The following is a 12635-nucleotide window of genomic DNA, read 5'->3' as shown; positions in this document are numbered from 1 at the left end:
ATGACGCGGATGGACCTCGATCCGGTCGCCAGCCACGACCCCAACGAGATCGACGATCAGCGCTACGACGCGGCCGTCGTCGCGCCCGTCGTCGAGCGCGACGGCGAGCACCACCTGCTGTTCACCAAGCGAGCCGACCACCTCGGTGACCACCCGGGACAGATGAGCTTCCCCGGCGGCGGCACCGAGCCGACCGACGGGACGATCCTCGACACCGCCCTGCGGGAGGCCAACGAGGAGATCGGCCTCGAGCCAGCCGAGGCGGACGTGGTCGGCCAGCTCGACGACATCCGGACGGTGACCGAGTACGCTGTCACGCCCTTCGTCGCCCGGATTCCCGACCGGGCGTACGACCCCGACGAGCGCGAGGTGGCCGAGATCGCGCTGCTCCCGTTGTCGGGCCTCCTCGACCCGGAAAATTACGAGTACGAACGCCGAGACCACCCCTACTACGGAGACATCGTCGTCCACTACTTCCACGTCGACGGCTACACCGTCTGGGGGGCGACGGGCCGAATTCTGGTACAGTTGCTCGAGCTGACGACGGGTTTCGAGCCGCCGGTTCGCGTCGACGGCTCGCGGTACTGAGTGCTTTGTCAAGCCTGATCTGCAGGGTCGAATCCGTCGCCGAAGGGTGGTTCGACCCTGCAGTCGACGCTTGACGGAGTACTGAGTGGCTTCCCAAGCCTGAATTGATGAGCGAAACCAGCTGAACACAATCGGTTTCGCTCATCAGTCGACGGTTGGGAGGGTACTGAGCGACGTCGAATCGGTCTCGAGTGGAAAATCGGTCCGACCGCGGACGTGGCACGACGGAACGCTCGAGCGATCGGACCGCCCTTCTAGGGTCAGTTGGCACGGTTACCGGCTGGATGGTGAAGTGAAGCGCCACCTCACGAACTTCCAAATCGACAGCCGGGAACTCATTCACCTGGCATTGCTTCGACGTTCCACACACCACCGGAACGTGAGTCGGTGCGACGTCCCGGTCGACCCGGGACGCAAATGAAACGACGAGAACCGAGCACATGAATTTTTCTAACCTAATCTATATTTTAGGCCTGTCTAATTCGTGCCGTACTCGCGCCCACCGAACTGACCGGATCGAGGCGCGTCGTGGTGTGCGCGTCGACGTGAACTGCTCGAGTGACGACGAACGGGGGCTCCCGAAACCGACACGGTATTAAACACCATGAGGAGATTACTAGTCAAGACTGCTCGGTGACGCGTGCCGGGAATCAACCGTGAACCGTAGGGTCCGTTCGTCTCTCGTCCGACTCGTCGTCCGTCTCCGCGAGTATCTGCTGGGCTGTTTCCGCGTCGACACGCGGTCGCTCGCCGTGTTTCGAATCTTCCTTGGCGCGCTCGTCGTCGCCGACGTGTTCCTCCGGGCTCGGAACTTCTCGTTTTACTACACCGACGGCGGTCTCGTTCCCCAGGAACTCGCCCGGGAGTACACCGCCGAGTACGCCGTCTCGGTCTACTACCTCACGAGCGATTCGACGCTCATCGCCGCGCTCATGGGACTGCAGGTGCTGTTTGCGCTGGCGCTGATCGTCGGCTACCGGACTCGAGCGATGACGGTCGTCTCGTTTCTGTTCGTCGTCTCGCTCGATCACCACAACCCGTTCGTGCTCAGTTACGCCGATACCCTCTTTCGGCTGTTGTTCTTCTGGGCCATCTTCCTCCCGCTGGGCGAACGGTGGTCGGTCGACGCGGTTCACCGCGATCGGTCTCCACGTCGGTCCGTCGTCGGGGTTGCCACAGCCCTCGCGCTCGGCCAGATGGTGTTCATGTACGTCCTCAATGGGGTTCACAAGAGCGAATCCGCGCTGTGGAAAAGTGGGGAGGCCGCGCCGCTCGTGTTCGGTATCGACGAGATGACCTTCCTGCTCGGGGACGTCCTCCGGGAGTTCCCGACGCTTTTGACCTACGGCGGGATGCTCTGGTTCTACATGCTGTTGGGAGCGTGGCTGCTCATATTCCTCCGTGGTCGGCTCCGGGTTCCGCTCCTCGTGCTTTTCGTCGGCGGCCACCTCTCGTTTGCGCTGACGGTTCGGATCGGCGCGTTCGCCTACGTCGCGATTGCCGGCCTCGCGTTGTTCATTCCAACGGCGTTCTGGCGGGACGGCCGCCGTGTCTGTCAGCGCTTCGACGTCGATCCCGACGGGGTCGTTCCCCGGGATCGCCTGCGGGGGTTCGCCCGGCCGTTGCCGGCCGTCCAGTTCGTCCCCGACCGCTACGCAGCCGTGAAAGCCGGCGTCGCGAACGCGGCGCTCGCGCTCGTCGTCGCCGGACTCGCCGTGACCGTCGCGGTCTTCGTCCTGAACGCCGGAGCGGTCGTCGCCGACGGCGGCTACGACCAGCATCGACTCAACCACGAGGTGGCGGAGGCTCCCGGGGGCGAGTACGTCCACGTGGCCGCCGACAGCCTCGGTATCGTCCAGCCGGAGTGGAGCGTTTTCGCCCCGCACCCGCGTACGACCGACCGATACTACGTCTTCGGTGCGCGGACGACCGACGGGGAACGCCTCGACGTCTTCAACGACCGGGCGTTCACCTGGGAGCGACCCGGCAACGAGCTCCAGACCCAACACGACACCTACCGCGAGCGCTTTTTCATGAACAGCATCAGGCGGTCGGGGTCGAACGACGAGTTGCCCGCGAACCTCGGGGAACACATCTGTACCACCTACGAGGACGACGGCGTAGCGCTCTCACACATCAGTATGTTCGAGGTCACCGAGAGGATCACGATGGAGACGATCAACGAGCCGGACGAGCGTGAGCGCGAGACCGAACACTTCTACAGACACACCTGCGACACGTGAGCCCGTGGCCGGTTACGCGTCCTTGAAGCCGATCAACCGCAGCCCGATCAGCGAGACGAGGACGGTCGACCCCTCGTGGCCGATCACGGCGAGCGGGAGCGGGATGCCCGCCGTGAGGATCGCCGCGACCATGATCACGATCGCGCCGAACGCGATCGAGAAGTTCGTGTAGAGGGTCCGCTGGGTCTTGCGACCGAGCGCGAGCACGTACGGCAGCCGGCCGAGGTCGTCGGACATGAGCACGACGTCTGCGGTCTCGAGCGCCACGTCGGTGCCCGCCCCGCCCATCCCGACGCTGACGGTCGCCGTCGCGAGTGCGGGTGCGTCGTTGACGCCGTCGCCGACCATCGCCACCGCCTCGTGGCGCTCCTCGAGTCGCTTCACGTGGTCGACTTTCTGCTCGGGAAGCAACTCGGCGTACACCTCGTCGATGCCGAGCTCGTCGGCGATGGAACGGGCCACCCGCTCGTTGTCGCCCGTCAGCATGACGATCTGCTCGACGCCGAGTTCGCGCAGGCGGGAAATCGTCTCCGCGGCGTCCTCCCGAATCGTGTCGGTGAACGCGAGCCAGCCCAGTACCTCGAGTCCGTCCCTCGCCTCGCGGACGACGAGCACGCTCGTCTTCCCCGCCGTCTCGAGCGAGCGGACCGCCTCTCTCCCGTCCTCGAGCCCCTCGATCGACGCCTCGGCCAGTTCGGTGTCGACGTACCGGAGGTTGCCGATGTGGATCGTTCGTCCGTCGACCGTCGCGCGGACGCCTTTGCCGACGACGGCCTCGAAGCCACTCGAGTCGGGGAGCTCGAGCGACCGTTCGTCGGCCGCCTCGACGGTCGCCTCGGCCAGGTGGTGTTCCGACCGCGACTGGACCGCGGCCGCGAGCGCGAGCAGGCGATCCTCGGTGAGCGACTCGCCAGCCACGCTCGCGCCGGTTCGAACCACGGCGTCGGTCAGCCGGGTGTTGCCCTCGGTGAGCGTGCCGGTCTTGTCGAGGGCGACGGCGTCGACCGTCGCCGCGGTCTCGATGTGTTCGCCACCTTTGAAGAGGACGCCCTGACGGGCCCCGGCGGTGATCGCCGACAGCACCGCCGCCGGCGTCGAGATGATGACCGCACACGGCGACATCGCGACCATGAGCGTCATCGCGCGATAGAACGTGGGCTCGAACGGCTGCTCGAACACCAGCGGGAGCGTAATTGCGAGCCCCGTCACCGCGAACACCCCGAGCACGTACGGCTGCTCGAGGCGGTCGATCAGCCGCTGGGTCGGCGCCCGTTCGCGCTGGGCTTTCTCGACCAGCTCGACGAGTCGAGAGATTGCGGAGTCGTGAGCCTCGCGGGTCACCCGGACCTCGAGGCTGCCGGTTTCGTTGATCGTCCCGCCGTAGACCTCCTCGCCGGGTGCTTTCGGCACCGGGACGGACTCGCCGGTCAGCGAGGACTGATCGACCGTGCTCTCGCCGGACTGCACGACGCCGTCCAGTGGGAGCCGGTCACCGGGCCGGACGACGAACACGTCGCCGATCTCGACGTCCTCGACGGGAACGGTGACGGTCCCGTCGTCCCGGAGCAGTCGGGCGGACTCCGGGCGCATCTCGACGAGCGACTCGACCGCCCGCCGCGAGCGCCCGAGGGCGTACCCCTCGAGCACGTTCGAGAGCGAGAACAGAAACAGGAGCATCGCCCCCTCGAACGGCGCGCCGATCAGGAGCGCGCCAGTCGCCGCGAGGATCATCAGCAGGTCGATCTCCACCGCCGGCTCCCTGAGCGCCGCGATGGACTCCTTGAGGCCGTACCAGCCGCCGAAGGCGTACGCCACGGCGTAAAAGCCCCAGACGACCGTCGACGGCGCCTCGAGCCAGCCGGCGATCGGCCCGCCGACCATCCCGACGAACGTGAGCGCGACGAACGCCATCTGTCGACGCAGGAGCGACGAGTCTGCGCCGACGTCTGACCCCTCCCGGTCGGCGTCCCTGCGAGGCTCCGGCCGATCCGCTGGTGTCCCGAGCACTTCGTCGGCCTGCTCGGGACTCGAGGGCTGTTGCATGTGCGTACGTGTGTTCTCATCCGGAATAAGTATTGCCAATTAGAACAAATCTTTTAGGATGGCCTAAATAGTTCTTAGGCGTTCCGAAACGACGGCGCCGGTCGTTCTCAGACGCGTCGGACGAGTTGCCCGCGAACGGCGCGCTGGCCGTCGAGACAGCACCGATAGAGTGCAGTGGCCGTCGCCAACACCGGATAGGAGACCGAGAGGTCGCTGTACAGGAACCCGACGAGTTCGTGACCGGACAGTCGACCCGTCCGTCGGTGCAGTTCCTCTTGACGGTCCTGCCAGAGCCGGCGACACCGATCACGGTGCGTTTCCAACGTCTCGTGTCGCTCTGAGAGCTCGTCGAATCCCAGCTCCAGCAGCGAGGTCCGGTCCATCGACGAAATCATCTTCGCGACCCGCTCGAGTTCGGTCGCCGCCGCCTCGAGTGACTCGCGCTCCCGGGCCAGTGCACGGTCCACGGTCTCGAGTTCCCCGCGTCGCCGTCGCGTCGCCGAGTGTATCGCCCGCTTTACAGGAGCAGTGAATCGGCCGTCAGTCGACGGGGCGAGTACGGCAGCAATCTCGTCACCGAGCTCCGCGCGGATCGTCGCCAGCAGCGGCTCGGAGCCGTCGACGTCCTCGATGCTGTAGGGGCGAACCGTGTCGGCAAAGAGCGTCCGGACCTGGTGACAGCGGTCCTCGCGCTCGGACCGTCGATGAGGGATCGTCGACACGCCACCGTCGGTCGCGTGCGCTCTCGCGGTCGGCTCCCGGACGGGCTCGAGGTCCTCGATGCCGTCTTCGAACCGCGCTATCGCGGCCAGTTTGCCCTCGACGTGGTCCTGTTCGGCTTCGACGCACTCGATAGCCGCCGGGAGCCACGACTCCACGGTCACGGTCGACCCTCCCGGGGACGACACGTCTCGCGTCGTCGGTACGGTCCCGTTTCGCTGCGTTCGGACTGCCGTCGGCGCGTCGTCGTCGGCAATCGGTCGGAACGGTCGTGAGTGGTCATTGTGGTGTTCGTGCGTGTGTCGTAGGTGGTGAGACGGCTCGAGCGCTACCAGAGCGGCTTGCCGATCACGGACCAGAGGTAGACGACGATCGCGACGATGATGATCATCGCCCCGGTCGCGACGTTCCAGTAGTACGAGAGGAAGATGCCGCCGAAGATGGCGACCTGGCCGAGCAGTACCGACAGGACGAGTCCGCGGTTGAAACTCGTGGTGAGTTGCATGGCCGCGGCGACGGGGATGACGAGCATCCCGGCGACGAGGATCGCGCCGAGGATCTGCATCGCCGCGACGACGACCAGCGCCGTCAGCACGATCAACAGCGTATCGTAGAACCAGACGTTGACCCGGGCGAGCCGTGCGGCCTCGCGGTCGAAGGTGATGAGCAGGAGCTGTTTGTGCGTGAGCGCGACGGTCCCGAGGACGAGCATCGTCAGCGCGACCATGAGCTGGACGTTCTCGAAGGGGACGAACAAAATGTCCCCGAACAGGTAGCTCTCGACGGTCGCGCTGAACACCACGCCGTAGGAGATCACGGCGATCCCGACGGCGAACCCGCCGGTGAGCATGATCGCGATCGGGACGTCGGCGTAGCCGTCGGTCTTGACAGCGATGTACTGCATTCCCAGCGCGGCGACGGCCGCGGCGACGAGGGCGAACAGGAGCGGATAGTCGAACCGCGGCACGGCCGCGCCGACGAACAGCCCGATCGCGACGCCGCCGAAGGCCGTGTGTGCGAGCGCCTCGCCGATCAGCGCCATCTGCCGGTTGACGAGGTAGGTGCCGACGATCGGCGCGGTGATCCCGATGAGGACGCCAGCGGTGAACCCCCGCTGGAGGAACCCACTACAGATCAACCACGTGTCGGTCGCCGAACACGCCGTCCCCCAGAACCGCTCGAACAGGGGTGGGAACACCCAGACGATGAAGCCAGCGAACGCGAGCAAGCCGAGCGGGATGCCGAGGGCGAGCGCGGAGAGCTGTCGTCTCGAGGTGTTCGTTCCGACGGCCATCTCAGTCCCCACCGGCGCTCGCCGCGGTTCCGACCGCTCGAGTCGCGCTGAACACCCGATCCAAGGTGTCGCCCTCGAGGAACCGTTCGGTCGCGCTGTGTTCGTACAGCTCCCCGTCGAGACAGGCGATCGTGTCGGCGTGCTCGGTGATGCGGCCGAGGTCGTGCTCGATGAGGACGATCGTGATGCCGTCGTCGTTGAGCTCCTCGAGCAACTCGTAGAACGCCTCGACCGAGTGGGCGTCGACGCCGACGGTCGGCTCGTCCAGTGCCAGCAGGTCGGCCTCGGAGGCGAGCGCCCGGGCGATGTAGGCCCGCTGTCGCTGGCCACCCGATAAGCGGTTGATCCGCCGGTCGGCGAGGTCGGCGACCCCGACTTCCTCGAGTGCGTCGTCGACGATCTCGCGGTCCTCGTCGGTCAGTCGCCGAATCCCGGCGTGAGGGTACCGGCCCATCGTCACGACCTCCCGGACGGTGACCGGCATCATCGTCTCGGCCTCGGTCGACTGCTGTGAGACGTACCCGAGCCGGGTCCCCTCCGAGAACGCCGTCGACGGCGTCCCGAACAGTTCGACGCGGCCGGTATCGGGTGTCTGCAGGCCGAGCATGATCTTGAGCAGCGTCGTCTTGCCCGAGCCGTTCGGCCCGATCAGTCCCATGAACTCCCCTTCTTCGACCGCCAGCGAGACGTCTCTCAACACCGGCTGCTCGTCGTAGGCGAAGTGGACGTTTTCGACAGTGATTGCGTGAGTCATACGAGTATTGGTTTGGTTAGAATGGTGTATTTGCCCCACTATCCAAATGTTTCGATTAGGCTAATTCTATTCCGCTCTGAGCGCCGTCTCGAGCGTGGGCAGGTTAATCTCCCGGAAGTGGTCGACGTACCCCCAGTCCGCTTCCATCTCGACGGTCGGGTCGACCTCCGGACTGCCGTCGATCTGGGTTTCGATCGGCGAGAGTGGCAGGATCTCCGCGTCAACTTCGTCCGCGAGCGACTCCGCGAGCGGTGCGGGTTCGCCGACGTCGTAGAGGACGTGTTCGATGCCGATCTCCTCGATGAGCTCCTCGATCGCCTCGACGTCACCCGGCGACGCCGCGTCGTCGGGCGAGGTGCCGACCGGCGAGTGGACGTTGATGCCGTAGCGACGGTTCCACCACTGGAAGGAGTCGTGGGTGGCGACGACGACGTCCTCGAGTTCCGCCCGGTCGACGACCTCGTGGATGTCGTCGTTGAGTGCCTCGAGTTCCTCGTTGAACGCCGCGGCGTTTGCCTCGTAATCGTCGGCGTTGTCGGGGTCGATCTCGGCGAGGCCGTCGGCAATGTTTTCGACGCCGTGCTGGCACTCGACGGGGTCCATCCACCAGTGCTCGTCGTTGTCCTCCGCCGGACTGTCGAAGAAGTCGATCCCCTCTGAGGCCTCGATTACGACGACGTCGTCGCGTTCTTCGAGCTGGTCGGCGGCGTCGTCCTGCCAGGACGCGAAGTCCCGCAGGTAGACGAAGCCGTCGCCTTCGTCGATCTCCTGGACGATCCCGGGTCTGGGCGTCCAGTCGTGGCCGTGTTCGCCGACCGGAACCAGATCGATCGCCTCCATGTGTTCGCCTGCGGTCTGTCGGACGAAATCCCAGACGGCGGGCATCGATGCGAAGACGGTGAACTCCGCGTCTCCGTCGGTGGCGTCGCCGGTTCCGTCTCCCTCGTCGTCCTGTGGGTCGTCCCCGAAACAGCCAGCGAGCCCAACGGTGAGTGCGCCCGCAGTGACCGCAGTGAAGTTCCGCCGCGAGACGAGACGTGAGCCGTTTCCGTTAGATGGGTCGGATCTCATCAGTTCCTCGTTCACGAGCACCCTACTTGAGTTTGTTGGACCTAATTTATAGTTTAGCCTAATCTAAATCCTGTCCGTCTCCTGCTGTAGCGTCGCTCGAGCGCCGATCCGTCGTGCGAGCTGCGTGGGCAGGGAGACGGGACGATCGGAGTCGGTGGGGACGACGTCGACGATCCCGACCGGCGTCACCGCCTCGAGGGACAGTTCCACCCCTAGCTCGATTCCGTTCTCGAACAGGTGTTCACGGACGTCGCGGTCGCGGTGCGGAACCCGGTCGACGACGACGCTCTCGCCGACGTCGTACTCGGTCAGCGGGGTGTACGAGCGGTCGTCCGGAACGGTCAACGCCGCGTCGGGGATCGGATCGCCGTGGGGGTCCGTCGCTGGCCCGCCGAGAAACACCTCGAGTCGCCGGGCCAACTCGTCGCTGAGGTGGTGCTCGAGTCGGTCGGCTTCCCGGTGAACGTCGGTCCAGGGAACCTCGAGACACTCCACCAGGAACGTCTCCAGCAGGCGGTGTTTCCTGACGAGGTTCAGCACGACTGCCTCACCCGCTTCGGTCAACTCGACGCCCTTGTAGGGGGTGGACGCCACGAGTCCACGCTCGTCGAGCGTTTCGACCATACTCGTCACCGACGGCGAGGTCACCCCGACGGCGTCGGCGATCTCCACGGTTCGGACCGGTCGCGAATACTGCTCCTCGAGCCGATAAATCGCTTTCAGGTAGTCCTCCGCGACTGGACTGAGGGCCATCTGGTTACTAGCTGACCCAACGGACGTAATAAATTTGCCGAGATGAATCTCTACATTAGCCCACTCTAAATTAGGCATTGGGTGACGGCGGGGGCCACTGTTGACCGAAGCCAGGCGCCCACGCTGGCCCGGTCGTCGTCCGCTCGCACCACTCGCCCTGAACGTCACCTTTTTCCCTGCGCCTCGCTCAGGTGCGTAGTACATGGTCGCACAGACGATGGATCGAGTTCCGCGTCGATTCTAGATGCTTCTTCGTTGCGCGAGGTGATCGACGATGCTGACCAGCACCTGCGCCCTCTCCCGGGCCGGACTGGACGCCATCGCCGTCAAACCCGCTGAGTGTGACGTCTCGAGTGCCGCTACCGTCCCGGTCGATACGATCGCGATCGACTACGAGGGACGCGAACACCTCCCCGACGCCCGGACGTTACGACGGCTCGCCGCCGAGTCGACGGTCCTGGTGACGACGCCCGTCCGCGCCGACGGCTTCGACCCCCTGGGCGACGACTCGTTGCTCGAGGCCCTCCCCGAGGGCGTCGGCCGGGTCCTCGTGGCCGGCCACCCCGCCTACCTCACCGAGGAAGAGCGGCGGCGGTCGGTCGCCCCACGGCTCGGGGCCGCCCTCGAGACCGACCCCGACGCGTGGGTCGGCACCGAGAGCGTCGAGCGAATCGCGATGGCGACGGGCGCCACGCAGTACGATCTCCTCTCGCGGCGAACCGCCCGAGAGCTTCGGGCGCTCCGGGCGGCCGGCTTCGACGGCGACGTCGCCGTCTACGCACCGACCGTCCTCACCGACGAGGAGGACGCCGTCCTCGACGCCGTGGGCGCGTACGTCTCCCGTCGCCGACCCGTCGCGAAGGCGCTTCCCGACGACGCGTCGACGGACGCGAGCGCGACGGGCCGCGCCCGGGAGGTCCTCCTCGCCGCCGCGAGCGACTACGCACTCGTCGGCACCGAACGCGAGGTCCGCGAGCAGGTCGAGGCGCTCAGGGACGCCGGCGCGACGACCGTCGTCGGCTACCCCGCACGGGGACTCGAGGCCGTCCTCGAGTGATCGCGACCGGACCTCGAGCCCGTCAGCCGTCGACACCATCCTCGCGCCGTCCGGCGTTCCGAATCAGCCACAGGTAAGTGCCCCCCGCTCGCACGTGCCCCCATGACGTTGCTCGCAGAACACACCACGACGACGGCCGCGGCGACCCTCGAGTCGGCCGAGGTCGCCGTCCTGCCGGTCGGCAGCACCGAACAGCACGGACCCGCCCTCCCGCTGGGGATGGACCACATGGCCGCCGAGGCGTTCGCCCACACCGCGGCCGACCGCGACGACGTGGTCGTCCTCCCGACGATCCCTGTCGGAGTGAGCGTCCACCACCGGCAGTTCGACGGCACCCTCTACGTCGGTGCAGAGACGTTCGAGCGCTTCGTCGCGGAGACGATCTCGAGTCTGGCCGAACACGACCTTCGAAAAGTCGTGGTCGTCAACGGCCACGGCGGCAACTCGGGCGCCCTGGGTCGGGTCGCCCGATCGCTCCGGGACGAACGGATCGCCTTCGCCCCGTACTGGAACTGGTGGGAGACCGTCGGCGACCGTTCTGACGAGCTATTCGACGAGGAAGGCGGCCACGCCGACGCCGCCGAGACGAGCCTCCTCTGGCACGTGCGCGAGGACCTCGTTCGCCCCGACGAACTCGAGGCCGCCGAGGCGGGCGCGAGCGCGGGCTGGGGCGAGTCGGTCCACGGCGCGTCGGTCGGCTTCGACACGATCGACTTCACGGAGAGCGGCGCGGTCGGAAAACCCACCGACGCCGAACCCGAGAAGGGCGAGCAGCTGTTCGCGGCCGCCCGCGACGAACTCCACGCCCTGCTCGACTGGCTCGCCGCCCGTCCGCTCGCCGACTGCTGGCCACACGATCACACATGATGGACGAATCCGAGCCCGAACTCGCCGTCGGCGCCGACGCCTTCCACCAGCCCGGTGCCGGCCTCGAGGTCGCCGTCGTCGGCGCGGGGGCCGTCGGCGCGACGGCGGCCTACGACCTCGCCCGGCAGGGCGCCGACGTGACGCTCTACGATCGGGGCCCCGTCGCGAGCGCCTCGAGCGGTCGGGCCGCGGGCGTCTGTTACGACGCCTACGCCGACCGGCTCGACGCCGAGCTCGCCGGCGACGCGATCGAACGCTTCCGCGCGCTGTCGGGCGACGACACGTTCCCGTTCGTCGAGTGTCCCTACGTCTGGCTCGCCCGCGAGGGCGACGACGAGCGCGCCGACGCGGTCCGCGAGGCCGTCTCGCGGATGCAGGACAACGGCGTGGTCGCCCTCGAGATGGACGCCGACGACCTCGGCGAGCGGTTTCCAGCCCTTCGGACCGACGACGTCGCGGTCGCGGGCATTGCTGGTGCGGCCGGCTACACCGACCCCGCCCGGTACACGGCGTGTCTCGCCGCCGCGGCGACGGGCGCCGGGGCGACCCTCGAGACGCACACGCCGGTCGCGGTGCGGACCGATCCGCCGCGGGTCGTCGTCGAGGGTAGCACGGACGAACGCGAGGTCGACGCCGTGCTCGTCGCCGCGGGCGCACACTCGAAACAGCTGTGTGCGGCCGCAGGCGTCCCGATCTCGATGAAACCCTACCGGGTACAGGCGCTCGTCGCCGCAGCCGCGTATCCGGAGCCGATGTGCTGGGACGCGAGCGCCGACTTCTACGTCCGACCCCACCCCGAGGGACTGCTCGCGGGCAACGGGACCGAAGAACGCGAGGTCGACCCCGACGAGTACGAACGCGAGGCGAACCCCGACTTCGCCGACGGGCTCGCCGCCCGCGTCGAACACCGGCTTCCAGGGCTCGATCTCGAGGTCGCTTCGGCGTGGGCTGGCCTCTGTACGGCGACGCCGGACGGGAACCCGTTAGTCGGCGAACTCGCTGAGGGGCTCTACGTCGCGACCGGCTTCCAGGGCCACGGCTTCATGCGCGCGCCGGCGATCGGCGACCGGATCGCTGCGCAGGTGCTCGGCGGAGACGGAATCGACACCTTCGACCCGACGCGGTTTTCCGGCGACGAGGCGTTCGAAATTCGAGAAGGAATGCGCCTCGACGAGCGGCTGTGAATTATACTGCTGGTTGGAACTGGTTACCGGTGATCGCCGTCCCGGTGGGGCGATCACCGGG

11 protein-coding genes are annotated in these 12635 nt (G+C 66.9%); 5 read left to right on the top strand and 6 right to left on the bottom strand.

Going from position 1 to position 12635, the window contains the following annotated elements; translation table 11 throughout:
• Both NMQ09_RS16990 and NMQ09_RS16985 read left to right on the top strand, forming a co-directional pair.
• Positions 1-588 (top strand): NUDIX hydrolase, encoded by a 588-nt coding sequence (locus NMQ09_RS16990; RefSeq protein ID WP_255191771.1) that lies wholly within the window; start codon positions 1-3, stop codon positions 586-588.
• Between the two features lie 656 nt (positions 589-1244).
• Positions 1245-2831 (top strand): HTTM domain-containing protein, encoded by a 1587-nt coding sequence (locus tag NMQ09_RS16985; protein ID WP_255191770.1) that lies wholly within the window; start codon positions 1245-1247, stop codon positions 2829-2831.
• Between the two features lie 12 nt (positions 2832-2843).
• Here the strand turns inward: NMQ09_RS16985 and NMQ09_RS16980 are convergent, their stop codons facing one another.
• From NMQ09_RS16980 to NMQ09_RS16955, 6 genes are all read right to left on the bottom strand, one after another.
• Positions 2844-4874 carry a heavy metal translocating P-type ATPase gene (locus NMQ09_RS16980; protein WP_255191769.1) on the bottom strand — a complete coding sequence of 677 codons (2031 nt, stop codon included), beginning with the start codon at positions 4872-4874 and terminating at the stop codon, positions 2844-2846.
• A gap of 107 nt (positions 4875-4981) precedes the next feature.
• Positions 4982-5758 carry a DUF7260 family protein gene (locus tag NMQ09_RS16975; RefSeq protein WP_255191768.1) on the bottom strand — a complete coding sequence of 259 codons (777 nt, stop codon included), beginning with the start codon at positions 5756-5758 and terminating at the stop codon, positions 4982-4984.
• 164 nt (positions 5759-5922) lie between these two features.
• Complete coding sequence (locus NMQ09_RS16970; protein WP_255191767.1) at positions 5923-6888, bottom strand: metal ABC transporter permease; 966 nt, start codon at positions 6886-6888, stop codon at positions 5923-5925.
• A 1-nt stretch (position 6889) separates the two neighbouring features.
• The gene (locus tag NMQ09_RS16965) at positions 6890-7642 is read right to left on the bottom strand and encodes a metal ABC transporter ATP-binding protein (RefSeq protein ID WP_255191766.1); all 753 of its coding nucleotides are present in this window, start codon (positions 7640-7642) and stop codon (positions 6890-6892) included.
• 66 nt (positions 7643-7708) lie between these two features.
• On the bottom strand, positions 7709-8713 hold the full coding sequence (locus tag NMQ09_RS16960) for a metal ABC transporter substrate-binding protein (protein ID WP_255191765.1): 1005 nt from the start codon (positions 8711-8713) through the stop codon (positions 7709-7711).
• A gap of 63 nt (positions 8714-8776) precedes the next feature.
• The gene (locus NMQ09_RS16955) at positions 8777-9466 is read right to left on the bottom strand and encodes a metal-dependent transcriptional regulator (RefSeq protein WP_255191764.1); all 690 of its coding nucleotides are present in this window, start codon (positions 9464-9466) and stop codon (positions 8777-8779) included.
• A 274-nt stretch (positions 9467-9740) separates the two neighbouring features.
• Between NMQ09_RS16955 and NMQ09_RS16950 the strand changes: the two genes are divergently transcribed.
• The 3 genes from NMQ09_RS16950 to NMQ09_RS16940 all read left to right on the top strand — a co-directional run bounded on the left by NMQ09_RS16950 (position 9741) and on the right by NMQ09_RS16940 (position 12574).
• Positions 9741-10523: a DUF7388 family protein gene (locus NMQ09_RS16950; protein ID WP_255191763.1), complete on the top strand. Its 783-nt coding sequence runs from the start codon at positions 9741-9743 to the stop codon at positions 10521-10523.
• A gap of 102 nt (positions 10524-10625) precedes the next feature.
• Positions 10626-11390, top strand: a complete 765-nt coding sequence (locus NMQ09_RS16945) for a creatininase family protein (RefSeq protein WP_255191762.1) — start codon at positions 10626-10628, stop codon at positions 11388-11390.
• A complete protein-coding gene (locus NMQ09_RS16940) occupies positions 11390-12574 on the top strand; it encodes an NAD(P)/FAD-dependent oxidoreductase (protein WP_425607270.1) in 1185 nt (394 codons plus the stop codon). Before NMQ09_RS16945 ends, NMQ09_RS16940 begins: the two co-directional genes overlap by 1 nt.
• Positions 12575-12635: the final 61 nt, after the last annotated feature.

Origin of the sequence: Natronobeatus ordinarius (assembly GCF_024362485.1) — an archaeon.
GTDB classification, from domain to species: domain Archaea; phylum Halobacteriota; class Halobacteria; order Halobacteriales; family Natrialbaceae; genus Natronobeatus; species Natronobeatus ordinarius.
Note: the sequence above shows the minus strand (reverse complement) of the source record. Positions and strands in the feature narration are given on the sequence as shown.